Genomic DNA, 16,961 nt, shown 5'->3' with positions numbered 1-16,961 from the left:
TCGTAATTCGTAATTCGTAATTCGTAATTCGTAATTCGTAATGGGTAATTGGTAATTCGTAATCATCAATTACCAATTACCAATCACCAAACTAAGCGAGATTCTTCCTTATTAAAGGTTGCCAATAACCGGCAATTAAAGCCATCATTAACCACCAGAGAGTATTAACTTCAGGACGATAGAAAACTGTATCAAATAAACCTTGAGTTAATAAACCTATTATAGCAGCTATTGCTCCCATTAGCCACAAGCCTTCCATATTCTTAGTTTCTCGTAACCGAGCTAATTGCAAATATCCTGTATTTAATGCAACGACAATCAACCACATAAAACAAGTAAAACCTAAAAATCCAGTTTCTACAATCGTTTCTAGAAACACCGAATAGGCACTTAATGCTGTAAATCTCGAATGTTGGTACAGAGGATAAACTTTATTAAAAGCACCATGTCCTGGTCCTATACCAATTATAGGGCGATCGCGGATCATTTGAAATACCGATTCCCAAACATTTTTCCGAAAGTTATTACTACTGTCTTTGCGGTCGGCAAATATACTCACGATTCGCACCCGGAAAGGTTCGACAAATATCAATCCAATTATCAATAACCCCACTACAGTTCCTAACAATATTGGTAAAGACCAAGTCCGCCAAAATTTCGGTATCTCTATACTCCACCAATAAAACAGCAACACCGCTATTGTCAATAATCCCACTAATAAGGCAATCCAACCACCGCGACTAAAGGTCAAAATTAAAACAGTAGCGTTAACCACAAACATTGTTAATGCTAATGATTTCCTAATCCAACCCGGCCAAGCTACAATGGCAACTAAGCTCAAAATTACAGCGGGTAAAAGATATCCAGCTAATAGGTTAGGATTTCCTAAGTAACTGTAAACTCTCGTAGTTTTAGCTAAAGAAGATTCCGGGTCTACCCACGTAGCTAAGGCCTTCGCACCAAAAAACCATTGTCGCAACCCATAGACGCTGACGATTAGGGAAATATGCAAATAGAGGGTAATTAACCAAGACCGAAACCGCGCCACTCTCAACACTCTAGCACAAAGAATAAACAGCAGTAAATAAAGTGTTAATGTTTGTAAATCACCTAATGCTGCTTTTTTCACCGGTGATAATGCTGTTGATATGGCAGCAATACTCCAATACAGCAATACTAGTAAATGAATGGGAGTGGCAGTAGGAGCATTAACTGATGTATAATCATCGGATAAGGTCAATAATAACCACAATCCCACACAAGCTACTAACAATAAACCCATTAAGGTGCTAGAAACAAAAGGTGCAAGTCCATAAACAAGGCTAAGTAAGCCTACAGCAATTATATCTCCCCACTGGATGAAAATACTACTTTGTCGCCAAGGTTTTAACAGTCCCACCAAAAACTTATGGAGGTAACTGCTAGACAAATATTCTTTCAGTGGTAAGGAAGATAAAGTTAATCTTTCCCAAACTAAGTTCATGAGGAAATACAGAGTACAGAAGTTATAAAGTATAGCTTATCGCCAGTCTAATTGTAAACTTATTTTGAAAGGAAGAATCGGCAAGGGTTAAGAAGCAAGAGGCAACGGAAAACAGGAAATAAAAACCAGTATTAGCAGATTGCTTAACAAAAGTATTGTCATAGCAACGAAATTTATAGAAATCTTAACGTTAAACATCAGATTGCTAAACAAAGCTATTGTTGTCTTATCCAATAAATTTGTCTGAGAATAAATGCTTTAAGATTAACAGCATTTACTTAAAGATTGCGTAAATATTCAAGATTACCACGTACAATAATAGTACGAGGGTGATCTACTCCTAATCGTTGTTCCAAAATATTTAAAGCTTGTTGGTAGAGAGGTTCTGCTTCCTTGTACTTGCCTTGAGAATAGTAAAGTAATGCCAAATTGTTGAGACTGGAAGCAACATCAGGATGATCATCACCCAGCAGTTTTTGCCAGAGAGCTAAAGCTTGTTGGTAGAGAGGTTCTGCTTCCTTGTACTTGCCTTGAGAATAGTAAAGTCCTGCCAAATTGTTGAGACTGGTAGCAACATCAGGATGATCATCACCCAGCAGTTTTTGCCAGAGAGCTAAAGCTTGTTGGCAGAGAGGTTCTGCTTCGTTGTACCTGCCTTGAGAATAGTAAAGTGATGCCAAATTGTTGAGACTGGTAGCAACATGAGGATGATCATCACCCAGCAGTTTTTGCCAGAGAGCTAAAGCTTGTTGGTAGAGAGGTTCTGCTTCGTTGTACCTGCCTTGAGATTTGTAAAGTCCTGCCAAATTGTTGAGACTGGTAGCAACATCAGGATGATCATCACCTAAACGCCGTTTTAGCAATAATACACATTTTTTCTGCCAAGGTTCTGCATCATTATATAATCCTTGTCCTTCATAAAATCTTCCTACTCCCACAAAAGGCCAAATTAAATTTTCATCACTCACAGTATCCAGTAAATGATCTGCTACTTCCTGTAAATGGGGTATAGCTAATTTGAATCTTTGAATATCTTTCTGTATTGGTTGTTCTGGAATTTCTTGAGCTATATTAACCATTGCTTGGCAAAAATTACGTTTTAGTGTGGTGCTGACAGATTGACGATTGAATAAATTACTAAAAAGTTGACCAATATCTAAAAACAAAAAGTTTGCCAAGGTGATCTTTTCCTGTGTAACCGTTGACAGTTTTTCTAACTTGACTTGTAAAAAATCATGAATTAGTTGATGTAATTGATAATGATCAATATTTTCAGTTTGTAAAAGATGTAATCGTTCTAATTCAATTCTGGCATTTTCTAGACTTTCTATGTTTTTCTCCCGTGAAGCACTTTGAATCAATAACCAAGGAATGGGAGCTAAAGCAAATAAACTGAGTAGACAACCTAACTCTTGAGCAGAATAACTGATAATTTCCCAACTTAATTCAAAAGCAGCTTGAACACCACGAGTTATAGATAAAGTCCAAGTAGGGTCATGAGCATCAATATCAAAAGCAGGATGATTGATACCTTTAGCTGCTAATCTTCGCAACATTTCCGCGCAAGATATCTGACGATATTTGACATAACGACCAACCAATTGTAAAGCTAGTGGTAAACGACCTAATCGTTGACAAAGTTCCTCTGCTAGTGCTGTTTCTTGATTTAAGCTATCTTCACCAATTAATTTTGATAATAATGCCATTGCCTCCGGTAGAGAAAGGATTTGTAAAGACAAAGAACCAGATAAATCTAGTTTTAGTCTTGTTGTGATCAAAACCCGAAATTGAGATGATTGTGGCGGCAAATAAGGCTGAATCGCCGAATAATTTTGGACATCATCAAGAACTACTAAAACCTTACCTTCTCGCCAACGTTGCCAACACCACTTTACTTGTAGTAATACATCAAAATCATCTGGGGGATTTAAACCTAAATGTGTGCGACAAAATTGAATAATTTGTAAACCGAGATTTTGATTTGTAGCCGACAACCAACAAATACCTCCCAGATAAGAATTTAGGAATAAATGCAGAAGAGAATATTGGGTAGCTAATTCAGTTTTACCGATACCACCCATACCTTCAACAGCAGAAATTACAGCATGATTGCTAGTTTGTAAATGTTGATGAATTAAAACTAATTCATTTTCTCGACCAACAAAATTTTGAGTATTACTATTAGGGATATTGTGGGGAAAACCTAGAGGTTTATCTAAATCATTTAAATTATTGACATTTTGAAAAACTTGAGTAATATCTCCCACAGAGATATCACCCCCCGCTTGCACATTTTTGAAAAGCTCTTGAACAACTTGAGGGAGATGATTTGTATTCATGATTAGAACTTAAAGAATGTTTTAAAAGTTTTTAATATTTAAACAGACCCTTTTCTAAACCTCTCCCCTACCAAAAGAGAAGCATTAAAACCCTCATTTTCTTGTAGGGAAGGCTACGGTGTACACACAAGTTACTGAATTACCATTATTCCTCAAATTACCCCACCCTAACCCTCCCCTTGCAAAGGGGAGGGAACTAATTTTTCTAGTTTTCCTCCTTTCTAAAGGGGGAGGGAACTAATTTTTCTAGTTTTCCTCCTTTCTAAAAGGGGAGGGAACTAATTTTTCTAGTTTTCCTCCTTTCTAAAAGGGGAGGGAACTAATTTTTCTAGTTTTCCTCCTTTCTAAAGGGGGAGGGAACTAATTTTTCTAGTTTTCCTCCTTTCTAAAGGGGGAGGGAATTAATTTTTCTAGTTTTCCTCCTTTCTAAAGGGGGAGGGAATTAATTTTTCTAGTTTTCCTCCTTTCTAAGAAGGGAGAGAACTAATTTTTCCAGTTTTCCTCCTTTCTAAGAAGGGAGAGAACTAATTTTTCCAGTTTTCCTCCTTTCTAAGGGGGGATTAAGGGGGGGTAATTTAACTTAAGTTTTTAGAGATAATGGATTTTATGCAATACTTTTCACACAATCTCTTAACCTTCTTGAATTAAATCACCTACATTAATATTATTAGCCTTAATATTGGTGAGCATTGCTTGGTCAACAGAACCACTACTTCCTGAAGTTTTTTGAGTGATATTCTCAGCTTGTAAATCACCAGTTAATTGAATATCACTAAGAATAACCTGACGAATTTTAGGGTCTTGTGTTTTGAGTTCCTCAACTAGTGACTTGAGTTCAAGAGCGAAAGTTTCATCATTATCAATGTGTGTTTGTAATTCTTCTTGTAACTGAAGTTTATTTTTTTCATTTGGATCTTTTTCAGCCCGAATTAATAAACCTTCCATTCCTTCCGTAGTTAACTTTTGTCGAATAATGCTAACCAACCTTGTAAAAGTATCTGCGACACCTTTAACTGCAAATTTTCCACCTTCTTTGATTGCTTCCGAGAAAAATAAAGAAACAATAACAGCGCCAGTGAGTGGTTCAACCATAAAAACTACCCCTTATTGACTTACATTCAGGACATTGCATGATATTTGATTTTGAGCATTATTAGTTATCAGCGATAACAAATAAACATCATACCCCAATTCAGCAACGCCATAAAAACCTGATTTAGCTATAATATTTTATACATAGTGATTTAAATTAATACTGTCAATCTTGCTCAGACATTTTACTTTACATTTGAGTGACAATTATTTTACTGTTCTCCTTGGTATTGGTAGTATGATTATGATAAAGTTTATTTGCTTTAAATTACCCAGTATTAATACCCTAACCGATGTCTAAACATAATCCCCTTGACAATCCTCTGGTCTTGTCTCGTCAGTTTAATGACTTAGATAGGTTTAGAGAAGCCATAAAACCTTCGAATATAACAGAATGTACTCAATTAAGCCCAGGAAGCTTTCTAGGAACCATTAATTTTGCGGACTTTGGCAATCTGAAGTTTACTCACCTATATCAAAATCAAGCTACTAAAGGCAACGGTAGAAAGCCTATTGATGATATCGGTTTTGCAATGGTATTTCACCCTAATTTAATACAAGCAAGCTCTCATGGTTGTGCTGTTGGCAAGTATGATCTATTTGGTTTCGACCCTACGAGGGAAGTAGATATAGTTGCTGACAAGGACGTTCATTTAGTCATGACCAGTGTTAATAAGTGTGCTTTCTATACTCTATCTGAACAGATGGGATACAATCTGACAGTAAAGGTTATGCAAAATAATGCTCTGAGGTTACACCCTACATCATTGCGACCTCTCAGGGCTTTCTATGAGGAAATTACTCATGTATTCAATACTCAAACATCGTTGTTAATGCAATTACAGATGCAATCATTAATAATGGAGGATTTCTTACCATTGCTAATTAATACCTTTGGTAAGGGCATTCAAAAAAAAGAACGCATATTAAAACCTTTCCGTCGTTATTCCCTGGTCAAGAAAGCGGAAGAAATTTCTAAATCCTATAGGGATAAACCTTTAACTCTACAAAAACTATGTCAGGAATTACAAACTAGCCGTACTGCTTTATCTTCTGGGTTTGAGGAAGTTTTTGGTATCAGTCCCATGGCCTATATCAAAATCCAACGGCTTAATGGGGTACGTCGCGCTTTGATGAATACTGATCCGAACATAAAAACAGTGATGGAGGTGGGTCAAGAGTGGGGATTTTGGAATGCTGCACACTTTGCTAAGGATTATAAGGAAATGTTTGGTGAGTTACCATCAAAAACTTTGCGAGGTAATTTGCAATAGATATCTCTGAAAATTAATTAAATATGCGTTTCCTAGAACCCTTGTAGTTCCATGGAACGTCTCTACATTCTTTGTCTAATAATCAAATCCCTGATCTAAAAAAATCGGCGATCTGGGAGTTATACTATTATGGGGCGTGTAAGAGATGTAAATCTATGTCTAAAGGAAATCCTGATAATAATTCACTGGTTTTTACTCGCCAGTTTCATGATCCATATAAATTTGCAGAAGCCATAAAAACGCTGAAGATCAAAAGAGGTGCTCAATTAAGCCCAGGAAGCTTTTTAGGAACTCTTAATTTTGCGGACTTTGGAGATTTGAAGTTTACTCATCTGCATCAAAGCCAATCTACTAAAGCCACTGGTACGAAATCTGATGATAATATCGGCTTTTCGTTGGCATTTCAACCCAAGTTAACACAAGTAAGCTCTCACGGTTGCGTTATTCAAAATCATGATATATTTGGTTTTGACTACACTAGGGAAGTAGATGTAGTTGTTGGCAAAGATGCTCATCTGGTCATAGCTAGTGTGAATGCGCGGGCTTTTCATACTCTATACGAACAAATGGGGTATGAACATGGAGAAAAAGTTATTAAGCATAATGTCATGCGTTTACACCCTGCCTCGTTGCGATCTCTCAGGGCTTTCTATCAAGAAATTACTCATGTATTCAATACTCAACCATCATTATTAATGCAATCACAGATGCAATCATTAATAATGGAGGATTTCTTGCCACTACTAATTAATACTTTTGGTAATAACGCTAAAAAGAAACAACGCACATTAAAACCCTTCCGTCGTTATTCCCTGGTCAAGAAAGCAGAAGAAATTTCTAAATCCTATAGGGATAAACCTTTAACGCTACAAAAACTATGTGAGGAATTAGGAACTAGCAGTACAGCCTTATGTTCTGGATTTGAGGAGATTTTTGGTATCAGCCCTATGGCCTATATCAAAATTCAACGGCTTAATGGTGTACGCTACGCTTTAATGAATTCTGATCCAAGTACAAAAACAGTGCTGGAGGTGGCTCAGGAGTGGGGATTTCGGAATACTGCATGTTTTGTGAGGAATTATAAGGAAATGTTTGGTGAGTTACCATCAAAAACTTTGCGAGCTAATTTGCAATCATCAAATCCCTGATTTTTGGGATCAGGAACTAGGAGTTTCTTGTCATAATAACAATTTTTAACGCCAACCTACTTAAACCCTAAATATGATATTATTCAGGTGATTTGAGAGCCTGATCTAAAATCTGTCTAGCTTGTTCTGCTTTTGATTTTGCTTCCTGGTAACGGAGGTTAGCTTGAGCAAAGTTTTTCAGAACTTTAAAACCTTCTTTGAGATGGGTTATTTCTTCCTCTGTGACGGATTTATCGGAAAATAGTATGTCAATAGCCTGACGAATTTCTAGGGCTTCGGTGCGTGATTCTTGGACTTTTAATTTCAGTGAGGCTAAATTACTGAGAATTTGCACTGCTTGGGTAATTTCATCTTCACGATTAGAAGTATCTGTTGTTGGTTCTTTTACTTCAATTAATTGTTGTGGACCAAATCCTGCTTCTAATTCTGTTGGTAATTCCCCCGCTTCCATAAGTTCCATTAGCTGATCCATTGCTTTGTCACGGGCTTTAGCGGAATCTTTGCCAGGAACAATCAGGATAATTTCTGGACTTTGAGCGAGACTGTACTGAACCATATATGTATATATAAATTTGCTGATTGGTATTGAGTAATGAATTGACCGCAGATGAATGCGGATAAAGGCGGATAAAGGCAGAAAACCAATATAAGGTATTATTGCAATTAATAACCACAAAGACAAGAAATATTAGTTCAATTATACTGAAATAAAGGTAAACCAAAATATAATAATGTAGCAAGTTTATGACTCCCAATCCCGCCATTATGCGTTCTGTGGAACAACTGGGCTACCGAGTTACAGTTGGTGATGTGGCCACCCAGATAGGATTAAATATAGCTGAAGTCAATCAAAGTCTATTAGCTCTAGCTGCTGACGCTGGGGGACATTTACAGGTTGCAGAATCAGGTGATGTTGTTTACCAATTTCCCCGCAATTTTCGAGATATTTTACGCAATAAATACTTGCAAATACGCTTGCAAGAATGGTGGAAAAAAGTTTGGTCTGTTTTATTTTACCTAATTCGGATTTCTTTTGGCATTCTTTTAGTTGCTTCTATCATTTTGATTACTGTGACTATTTTCATTATTATGACTGCTAGTTCAAATCGAGATGATGATAATCGCGGTGGTAGTAGTTCTAGAAGTAATAATTTCTTCTTTTTGCCTGATTTATTCTGGTATTTTAGCCCAAATTATGGTGATAATTACCAAGAACAACGGAGGGAACGGGGCGAAAATAGTGAGATGAATTTTTTTGAAGCGGTGTTTTCATTTCTGTTTGGTGATGGTGATCCTAACGCTAATTTGGAAGAACGCCGCTGGGAAGATATTGGCGCTGTAATTAATAATAATCAAGGTGCGGTAGTAGCAGAACAAATTACTCCTTATTTAGATGATATTGGCGAAAAATATCAACAAGAATATGAGGATTATATGTTGCCTGTGCTGGTAAGATTTAATGGAATGCCCCAGGTAAGTTCTGATGGTCAAATGGTATATTATTTCCCTGATTTACAGGTAAAAGCTAGTAAAAAACAGCGGCGTTCAATATCTGAATATTTGCATGAATTTTCCTGGAAGTTTAGCGCAGCTAGTTCTGGACAAATTCTCCTTAGTGCTTGTTTAGGAGGAGTAAATTTTGTTGGGGCTTTGATTTTGGGCAATTTATTAAAAAATGGCACGGTTGCGGCTCAAATTGGCGGATTAGTTGCTTTTGTGCAAGGTATTTATGGAGTTTTATTAGCTTATGGTACAGGTTTTCTTGCTATTCCTTTAATTCGATATTTTTGGATTAAGCGACGCAATGATCAGATCTCTAACCGCAATTCTCAACGTCAAGAACGAGCTAGATTATTAGCAGGTGCTGATGTTTCTTTACAGAAAAAGATTGCTTTTGCTAGGGAATTTGCCACTGAAAAAGTTATTGGTAAAGAAGATTCTGTTTATTCTACAGAAACAGATTTACTAGAACAGGAATTTAAGAATAAGCAAATAGGTGACAACTAACAACTAACAACTGACAACTAACAACTGACAACTAACAACTGACAACTAACAACTGACAACTAACAACTGACAACTAACAACTGACAACTAACAACTAACAACTAACAACTAACAACTAACAACTGCTATTTTGCTTGAATAGGTGTTAGGGCTACACCTTGATAGTAATATCCTAAAATTTGTAAGTGGTTTGCACCGCGTTTTGATAATTCATAAGCTCCCCATTGGCTCATTCCTAAACCATGACCAAAGCCTAATCCTTGGAGGATGAAATTGCCATTGGTATCTTTATTAACAGTAAATCGGGTACTTTTAATTCTCAATGTAGTTCTGACTTCTTCACCTTTGAGAATTTTAGTCCCTTTATCACCCACAATTTTGAGACTTTTTACACTTTTGAACTGTGAAAGAGTTTCAATAATCATATCTTTGACATTACCAACGCCGGAAATTCTGGCGCTAATTTCTCCAGGGGTGAAGGTTTTTATCCAGTTACATTCTTTAATATTTTGGTCAAAGTCGGGAACAGCCCGCAGGTAAGGTTCTTTGCTATTCCAGACATCTTCGACGTTTTCAGTGTGTCCACCGGAACAAGCATGAAAGACGGAAAGAATGATCTGGTTTTTGTAGGTTAAGACTTTGCCCGCTGTGGTGTCTACTGCGGCATAGGTTTTGGGTGCTTCACTACTTATACCTTTGTAAATTTGCCAACGATCTGGACTATCTCCTAAATCGTAAACGGGATTTCTCCGTTGTCTTTCCCGTTCATAAAGGGCATAGGTACGGGCAGCAATGGCTTGAGCTTTCAGGGCTTCTGGTGGCCAGCTAGTGTTCATTTCTCCACCAATGACGCTGTAGAGATATTCTTCTAAATCAACCCAGTTAACAGCCGTCAAACCGTTGGCTGTGGGTACTACTAGGATTCTACCGCGAAACCAGCGATCGCCAATATAAACATATCCCTTATTGGTAGGTTCAATCCAAAATAACCCCGATTGCCATCTATCTAAAGCTACTCCCCCAGGAATTGCTTGAGCAGCAAAGGGTCTCATTCCCGGTAGTTCTCCTAATGTTTTACCACTACTATCTTTAACAATAGCAGTTGTGGAAGCACCGACTTTTACCTGTTTGACTTCTCTTTCAATTGCCACACGCAGAATTACAGATGCTTGTGCAGGAGCAAGTAATACAAACCAGATTAGGATACTTATCCACCAATGTCTACCTTTCATCTCAAAAAACAAATTGCCTAATAACAGTGAGAATTTCATGCTAATTGTTTGATCACAAGCGTCTACTATTCTAGTTCAGCAATTGTCAAAAATGGAGGTTAGAGACTGGGAACTGGATAATTTTCTGTTTGTGTTTCTTCTTTTTAAATTCTTAACTCCTATTCATGGTGTCAATATTTGGGGAGAATGATAAACTTCATTGCCAACAATACCAATTAAATTTAACTTCTTTAAAATTTCTGTAGCTTCCATCAATTTATGGGGAGTAACTTTACCAATACGTCCTACTATGACAATTCCATTACATAAAGAAGCCACAATTCTACCATCAACTGTATCTAAAACTGAGGGTGCATCTATTAACACTAAATCATAATTTTGGACAAATAACTCCATTAATTCTTGCATTCGCTCAGAACCAAGCAAATTTACTGCATCCTCTGGTATTGGTCCAGCGGTCAAAATATCAATAGCTGGATGAATAGGCTGAATGTAAGTATGAAATGATGTATTAATATCATCAACAAGTAATAAGGATAACCCCCAATCATTAGTCAGTCCTAGAGTTTTATGTAAATTAGGAGAACGCAGGTTAGCATCAATTATTAATACTCGTTGGTGCATTCGAGCCGCACTAGCTCCCAACCCTAAGGCCAAAGTTGTTTTCCCCTCTCCTGGTAATGCAGAAGTTAACATTAATGATTTTAAAGACAAAGAACTATTTAATATCTGAATATTCTGGTAAATAATATCTAAAGCTTCATGATTAGGTAAGTTTTTAATCATTCCCTGATGAGAAATATCTATTTTTTTGGATTTATTTCTTACCATAGATTGCAGTCTATTTATCCAACTATTTGGAGTTTTTTCTAATCTTGGTACTGATCCTAATAACTGCACATTGGTGATATTTTGTAAGTCTTGGGTATAAAAAATTGTATGATTAAATTTTTCCCAAATTAAGGCTGCTGCTAAACCCAATACCGGACCAATCATGATTCCTACAATAATTAATAACCAACGCAAATTACCTATATGTATCCCTAGAGCAGGTTCTTCTAAAATTTGCCAATTAAAACCTTCTTGAGCAATTTTTACACCTAATGAATTTTGCACTTGTCGTAATTCTTGCAGTGTTTTACGATAAATTTCTACATTAGCAACTAAACTCTTGTAATCTGTAATTAAACTTGGATATTTATTCAGCAAGGAACGAATTTTTTGTTCGGATTTTTCCAAATCATTATCATGAGCAATTAGTCCTGATCTCATGATTTTTAATTGGGTTAAATCTTTCTCCAATTTCGGGTTTGTTTCTATTGATAATTGTGATTTATTATCAATAATAGCTTTATTTTGTCTCTGCTCTTGTAACAGTGTCTTGATAATCTGTTCTTTCTGTTTCAGTTGTTCGATAATTGGATATTTTTCTGTGTAAATTGTTCGAGCTTGCTTTAACTCCTTTTCTACTTGCTCAAGTTCAGTAATTAAGCCTTGATATTGGCGAGATTTTAGAGAATCATTAATATTTGTTTGCTTTTGATTAGAAAATGCTATTTCTCTTTCTAGGCTGTTATATTGAGCTTCCACATCTTGCAATTGAGCGCGAGTTATTTGTCGCTGTTTTTGAATATTCGCTAAAGACTGTATTGAAAGTTTACTTTCTAAAACTGGATCAATAAAATTATTTTGTTTACGAAAATTTTCTAGGTTTTTCTCAGCTTTTAATATATCCTCTTGTACCTGGGATAGATGTCTATTAACAAAGGCTAAACCTTGACTAATTCTCTGATTTTTTTGATCTGCATTATAATCTTTATATACTTTTTCTAAGGCTTGTAATACTCTTTTAGTTTTTAAAGGATCTTTATCAGTAAAAGAGAACAAAAATATTTGACTTAAATTTTTACTAACTCCTGATTCTACTGGTAACTGAGTTATTGCAAAAGATGAATTGTTAACCATTTGACTATGATTATAAATATCTTTTACCATCATTTGTGGATAATTAGCATGAAGTAAATTTACAGCTTTTTGCAATAATTTATCACTGGACATTAATTTAAGTTGACTACTGTAATCAATGGTTGATGGCTGTAATTTACTTAAGTCCTTTGCACTCTTTTCTATTCCATTAATTGATGAAGATTCACTGGAATTATAACTTACCAATATTTGCATATAGCTTTGATAAGTTGGTTTAGTAGTAATAGCTAACAGGCTTGTTACTGACATGACTGTACAGGAAACTCCTAATATAAACCAACGATGGTAAATCGCAATTGGAACTATTTTTTTGATATCAATTATGTTATATCTAGAGCTAGTAAGCATTTTTTTCAACTTTATCACATTTGTAGTCACAATCATATTCCTCTCAAATTGCAACAATATATCTGGAAGAAAATGATGATTAGAAAACTTTGAGAAATATTTAATACTCAATGTTTTCTGGTTAATAATCAATACTGATTCTTCCTCGGATTACAGATATACTTAACAGAAAATATTCTGAAGTAGTTCTTGGTTAATACCTTCAAGCAGATATATGTCTAATCAGTGTGAGTAAGATAAATTTTCTGCAAATATTGTGGATGTTGCAGATAATAATTTATCAATATTTCTTTATTTGGGTAATTAATTTATTATTATTAGAATAAGAGCTTTTTCACCTTCCTACAAGTGTAAGAACAAAAAAAGCAAGTCATTAAGACTTGCTTTCTCTATAACTGGGGCGCTAGGATTCGAACCTAGGGATGGCGGGACCAAAACCCACTGCCTTACCACTTGGCTACGCCCCAATGAATTCACTATATAAAATATAGCAGTTTTGTGGGGATAATGTCAAGGGTTTTGGAAAAAATATTTTTTCTGACCAAATATAACCCAAACACTGAGAACATAGACCCCCAATTTCTGGAAAAGTCGGGGATCTGAGGGACTAAAATACGCGATGCTTTAGGGAGGGCATTTGTCGACGCACTTGTTCTAGTCTGGTCGGTTTGATTTCAGCGATCGCTACCCCTGGTTTTTCGCCAGCATCTGCTAAAATTACACCCCAAGGGTCAATAATCATGGCGTGGCCATGGGTCTGGCGACGGTGATAATTAGTACCAGTTTGGGCGGGAGCAATCACATAACAGGTATTTTCGATCGCCCGCGCTTGTAGTAATACTTGCCAATGGTCTTTACCAGTAAAAGCGGTAAAGGCAGCGGGTATAAATAAGACATCCGCGCCCTGGCTGGATAAGTGTCGGTAAAGTTCAGGAAAGCGGACATCATAGCAAATAGAAAGGCCTATTTTCCCCAATTCGGGGGAAGTATAAACAGCAGGTAATTCCTGTCCAGCCATGACGGTACTTGATTCTTGATAGGTATTACCATCAGGGACATTGACATCAAATAAATGTACTTTTTGATAACGGGCTAGTTCTTGTCCGTTAGTGCCTATAAGCAATGCTGTATTATAAACTTTACTGTGACTATCTACAGGAATAGGGAAGCCGCCGCCGAGAATGGTAACTTGAAAGCGTTGTGCCATTGTGTGGAGGAATGTTTCTGTTACTTGGGCGATCGCATTTCCTTGAGCTAGTTTATCTTTTTCTTCCCCCATAAAGGAGAAATTTTCTGGTAAACCTACCAATTCTGCACCCTGACGCACGGCCAAGTCAATTAATTCTTCTGCTTGTGCTAAATTTTTTTGTAAATCAGGCACACTGGTCATTTGAATAGCGGCGGCTAAATAAGACTTCATAGATTCAAGAACAAACGGTAGATGAAAACAACATAGATATTTAAATATATCCTTATATCATTCCCTTTGAACTTCAAATCAGCAACGCCTAAAAATCTAATTTTTAGGTTAATAGTCATTACTCATGAATATACTTATATGTAGATTTCTGGCAAATAAATTTTATACTATAAATATATGTCAACAGTATAATTATGGTATTAAATACTAATATTGCGGTTAATCCAAATACCTCTTATTCCTGCTGCTTTAGCTCCTTTATAGTCGTGTTCTATACTGTCTCCAATGTGCCATGCTTCTTCTGGTGAACATTTATGTTTGTTTAAGGCAATTTTAAAGATTTCTGGATCTGGTTTAGCAGCACGAACTTGAGTAGAAATGGTGACAGAAGTAAAATATTCTTTCAGTCCTAAACCTTGCAATACTAAATACAAACGGGAATCAAAGTTAGATAATACTCCTAATTCAACTCCTAAACGTCGCCAGTTCATCAAAGCTAACTTAACATCAGGGTAAACATACCAAGGTTCAGGAGTGCCAAAATGGATATAAAGTTCGGTAAAAAAAGCGGTAAAATCAGAAAATTCTGGAAGAACCCCCGCACCTTCAAAGGTATTTAAAGCAATTATCCGCCACCAATCATATTCACGCTGGGGAATATCTTTAATATCTGCATCTAGAAAGATCGGTGGTGGTGCTGCTTTAAAGCTTTTAATAAAGTTTTGATCTAAAATTTGGGCGGAAACTTCTACACCAAAATCCTGGGCGATTTGTCGGTAAATTTCCCCAACACTATTTTTAACACCAAACAATGTACCCACCGCATCTACAAAAATCACCTTAGGTTTTTTCATAATAATTAATACTTTAATCCTCAGTAGTCAGCAAATATATAGCAATGATATCTGAATTTTTGTAGTTTACATCCCCGACCTGTCTCAGAAATCGGGGATCTTGATTAAGAAAGAGCTTGTATTATAGGACTAACTAACCAGTTAAAACCGACTTTCAACTGATGATTTAATGTGGGTAAACGATAGAGATAAGCGAGACGACGGGCTAGGTAGGCGAAAGAACCATCTAATTTTACACCTAAACCCGTGAGGGTGGCGTTATCTATTCCTAAAGCCATCATTTCCCCTAATGGTTGATAGCGGAAGGGAAGTAAAGGACGATTGGTGATAGTAGCCCAGATATTCCAAGCGGTATAATCAGCTTGTTGGAAAGCAACTTGGGCGGTTGCGGGAACTTGTTTTCCTTCTGCGTCGAGACAGTCTGCTAAATCTCCTAATGCAAAGATTTCGGGATGTTCTATAGCTTGTAATTGGGCTGTGGTGGTAATTTGTCCCCGCTGGTTTTGCTTGAGGGGTAAAGCTGTGACAACTGGAGAAACCTTTGTTCCCACTGTCCAAATTACCAAATCTACGGGAATGGTATCCACTTGACTTTTATACTCTAAAGAGATACTATTTTCCTCAATGGCGGCCACTTTGGTTTCTAAGTCAATAAATACGCCTTTGCTATCTAAGGCTTTTTTAGCGGCTTCGCGGTTAAATTCTGGGGAAGTTCGCAGGATTTGGTCGCTGATTTCAATAAGGCGTAAACGTCCTCTTTGTCCGATTCTATCTGCTAATTTACAGGCTAATTCTACCCCACTATAACCCGCGCCAACTATGGCAATACGAATTTTTTCTGGATTTGCTGCTTCTAAAATTCGCAGCCGTTCTTCTAATTTGTAGGCATCAGTAATGGTACGGAATGGGTATGCGTGGTTAGCAGCACCTGGAACTAAATCTAGGGGTGTTTCACCACCTAATGCTAATACTAAACGGTCATAATTCAGTTCTGATTTATCTGCTAATTGGACTGTTTGTTTGTTGATATCTATGGCGGAAACAGTAGACTGGTAAAATTGAATACCTGTTCCTTGGAGTAATTCTGAGTAAGGTGGGGCTATTTCCCAGGTTTGGAGTTCTCTGGTCAGGAGTTCATAAAGTAGGGGAGAAAAGACAAAGCGATCGCTTTGATCTACTAAAATAATCTCAGGTTTTGGTGTAGATTCCCAGGGCAATTGGCTTAAACGCAGGGCTGTATAGAGTCCACCGAAGCCACCACCGAGTATACAAATTTTTGTAGTTGGTTGAGTCATAATTTTTTTAGCAACTAAATTCCGTCAGATATTTATTTTAGTTTAACGATTTATTACGATTTATTGCCATTAACCAACAATCCTGATATTTACCTTCATGGAAATCATGACCTGATAAAAGCTTGACCTTCACAAAACCGCATTTTTCATAACAGCGAATAGCGCGGAAGTTTTTCACATTAGGATCGATAACAATTCTAGCAGCTTTTAGGCGATTGAAAAGATAATTTATGGTAGATAAAAGGACTTTTGTCCCAATTCCCTGATTCCAATATTGAGTTTCACCAATAAATAAGTCAATACTATAAACATTATTAGTGTTTTCTAGACAATACATTTGTTTAATATTTTCTGATAATTTATTTAAATCCAGAAGTGTTGAATGTTAAGAAAAGCCTGATAAAAATAGCCAAAAATATGTTAAATTTTGGGCGAAGGATTAAAATATTTTGATTAACCATGATCATAAACTCATTTCCCAAG

At 36.5% G+C, this 16,961-nt stretch carries 13 protein-coding genes and 1 tRNA gene; 3 read left to right on the top strand and 11 right to left on the bottom strand.

Features of this window, described 5'->3' with window-relative positions:
• Positions 1-91 precede the first annotated feature (91 nt).
• The 3 genes from H6G44_RS15455 to H6G44_RS15445 all read right to left on the bottom strand — a co-directional run bounded on the left by H6G44_RS15455 (position 92) and on the right by H6G44_RS15445 (position 4,914).
• A complete protein-coding gene (locus tag H6G44_RS15455) occupies positions 92-1,483 on the bottom strand; it encodes an IctB family putative bicarbonate transporter (protein WP_190484447.1) in 1,392 nt (463 codons plus the stop codon).
• A 278-nt stretch (positions 1,484-1,761) separates the two neighbouring features.
• Positions 1,762-3,822 (bottom strand): tetratricopeptide repeat protein, encoded by a 2,061-nt coding sequence (locus tag H6G44_RS15450; RefSeq protein WP_242046779.1) that lies wholly within the window; start codon positions 3,820-3,822, stop codon positions 1,762-1,764.
• Between the two features lie 630 nt (positions 3,823-4,452).
• Positions 4,453-4,914 carry a hypothetical protein gene (locus H6G44_RS15445; protein ID WP_190388136.1) on the bottom strand — a complete coding sequence of 154 codons (462 nt, stop codon included), beginning with the start codon at positions 4,912-4,914 and terminating at the stop codon, positions 4,453-4,455.
• Positions 4,915-5,207: 293 nt separating this feature from the next.
• Between H6G44_RS15445 and H6G44_RS15440 the strand changes: the two genes are divergently transcribed.
• Together H6G44_RS15440 and H6G44_RS15435 are read left to right on the top strand one after the other, a co-directional pair.
• The gene (locus H6G44_RS15440; protein WP_190388135.1) at positions 5,208-6,188 is read left to right on the top strand and encodes a helix-turn-helix domain-containing protein; all 981 of its coding nucleotides are present in this window, start codon (positions 5,208-5,210) and stop codon (positions 6,186-6,188) included.
• Positions 6,189-6,343: 155 nt separating this feature from the next.
• On the top strand, positions 6,344-7,336 hold the full coding sequence (locus H6G44_RS15435; RefSeq protein WP_190388134.1) for a helix-turn-helix domain-containing protein: 993 nt from the start codon (positions 6,344-6,346) through the stop codon (positions 7,334-7,336).
• A 79-nt stretch (positions 7,337-7,415) separates the two neighbouring features.
• On the opposite strand, the gene H6G44_RS15430 is transcribed toward H6G44_RS15435, so the two are convergent.
• A complete protein-coding gene (locus H6G44_RS15430; protein ID WP_190388133.1) occupies positions 7,416-7,892 on the bottom strand; it encodes a hypothetical protein in 477 nt (158 codons plus the stop codon).
• Between the two features lie 188 nt (positions 7,893-8,080).
• Between H6G44_RS15430 and H6G44_RS15425 the strand changes: the two genes are divergently transcribed.
• Positions 8,081-9,343, top strand: coding sequence for a hypothetical protein (locus H6G44_RS15425; RefSeq protein ID WP_190388132.1), 1,263 nt, complete (start codon positions 8,081-8,083; stop codon positions 9,341-9,343).
• A gap of 125 nt (positions 9,344-9,468) precedes the next feature.
• On the opposite strand, the gene H6G44_RS15420 is transcribed toward H6G44_RS15425, so the two are convergent.
• From H6G44_RS15420 to H6G44_RS15390, 7 genes are all read right to left on the bottom strand, one after another.
• Positions 9,469-10,614 carry a SpoIID/LytB domain-containing protein gene (locus tag H6G44_RS15420; RefSeq protein WP_190388131.1) on the bottom strand — a complete coding sequence of 382 codons (1,146 nt, stop codon included), beginning with the start codon at positions 10,612-10,614 and terminating at the stop codon, positions 9,469-9,471.
• 123 nt (positions 10,615-10,737) lie between these two features.
• The gene (locus tag H6G44_RS15415; RefSeq protein ID WP_199291892.1) at positions 10,738-12,945 is read right to left on the bottom strand and encodes a GumC family protein; all 2,208 of its coding nucleotides are present in this window, start codon (positions 12,943-12,945) and stop codon (positions 10,738-10,740) included.
• A 359-nt stretch (positions 12,946-13,304) separates the two neighbouring features.
• Positions 13,305-13,376: transfer RNA gene (locus tag H6G44_RS15410), tRNA-Gln, on the bottom strand.
• A 140-nt stretch (positions 13,377-13,516) separates the two neighbouring features.
• On the bottom strand, positions 13,517-14,329 hold the full coding sequence (locus H6G44_RS15405) for a carbon-nitrogen hydrolase family protein (RefSeq protein ID WP_190388130.1): 813 nt from the start codon (positions 14,327-14,329) through the stop codon (positions 13,517-13,519).
• A gap of 200 nt (positions 14,330-14,529) precedes the next feature.
• Positions 14,530-15,183 (bottom strand): HAD-IA family hydrolase, encoded by a 654-nt coding sequence (locus H6G44_RS15400; RefSeq protein WP_190388129.1) that lies wholly within the window; start codon positions 15,181-15,183, stop codon positions 14,530-14,532.
• A gap of 104 nt (positions 15,184-15,287) precedes the next feature.
• The gene (locus H6G44_RS15395; RefSeq protein ID WP_190388128.1) at positions 15,288-16,478 is read right to left on the bottom strand and encodes an NAD(P)/FAD-dependent oxidoreductase; all 1,191 of its coding nucleotides are present in this window, start codon (positions 16,476-16,478) and stop codon (positions 15,288-15,290) included.
• 37 nt (positions 16,479-16,515) lie between these two features.
• Positions 16,516-16,815, bottom strand: coding sequence for a GNAT family N-acetyltransferase (locus H6G44_RS15390; protein WP_192116514.1), 300 nt, complete (start codon positions 16,813-16,815; stop codon positions 16,516-16,518).
• Positions 16,816-16,961 lie beyond the last annotated feature (146 nt).

Source organism: Aphanizomenon flos-aquae FACHB-1287 (genome assembly GCF_014698755.1).
Lineage (GTDB): Bacteria > Cyanobacteriota > Cyanobacteriia > Cyanobacteriales > Nostocaceae > Dolichospermum > Dolichospermum flosaquae.
The sequence above is the reverse complement of the archived record's forward strand: the minus strand, read 5'-3'. Positions and strand labels throughout refer to the sequence as shown.

Coding starts and splice junctions, on each gene's coding strand:
- H6G44_RS15455 (WP_190484447.1), bottom strand. CDS start 1,483: ATGAACTTAGTTTGGGAAAGATTAACTTTATCTTCCTTACCACTGAAA.
- H6G44_RS15450 (WP_242046779.1), bottom strand. CDS start 3,822: ATGAATACAAATCATCTCCCTCAAGTTGTTCAAGAGCTTTTCAAAAAT.
- H6G44_RS15445 (WP_190388136.1), bottom strand. CDS start 4,914: ATGGTTGAACCACTCACTGGCGCTGTTATTGTTTCTTTATTTTTCTCG.
- H6G44_RS15440 (WP_190388135.1), top strand. CDS start 5,208: ATGTCTAAACATAATCCCCTTGACAATCCTCTGGTCTTGTCTCGTCAG.
- H6G44_RS15435 (WP_190388134.1), top strand. CDS start 6,344: ATGTCTAAAGGAAATCCTGATAATAATTCACTGGTTTTTACTCGCCAG.
- H6G44_RS15430 (WP_190388133.1), bottom strand. CDS start 7,892: ATGGTTCAGTACAGTCTCGCTCAAAGTCCAGAAATTATCCTGATTGTT.
- H6G44_RS15425 (WP_190388132.1), top strand. CDS start 8,081: ATGACTCCCAATCCCGCCATTATGCGTTCTGTGGAACAACTGGGCTAC.
- H6G44_RS15420 (WP_190388131.1), bottom strand. CDS start 10,614: ATGAAATTCTCACTGTTATTAGGCAATTTGTTTTTTGAGATGAAAGGT.
- H6G44_RS15415 (WP_199291892.1), bottom strand. CDS start 12,945: ATGATTGTGACTACAAATGTGATAAAGTTGAAAAAAATGCTTACTAGC.
- H6G44_RS15405 (WP_190388130.1), bottom strand. CDS start 14,329: ATGAAGTCTTATTTAGCCGCCGCTATTCAAATGACCAGTGTGCCTGAT.
- H6G44_RS15400 (WP_190388129.1), bottom strand. CDS start 15,183: ATGAAAAAACCTAAGGTGATTTTTGTAGATGCGGTGGGTACATTGTTT.
- H6G44_RS15395 (WP_190388128.1), bottom strand. CDS start 16,478: ATGACTCAACCAACTACAAAAATTTGTATACTCGGTGGTGGCTTCGGT.
- H6G44_RS15390 (WP_192116514.1), bottom strand. CDS start 16,815: ATGTATTGTCTAGAAAACACTAATAATGTTTATAGTATTGACTTATTT.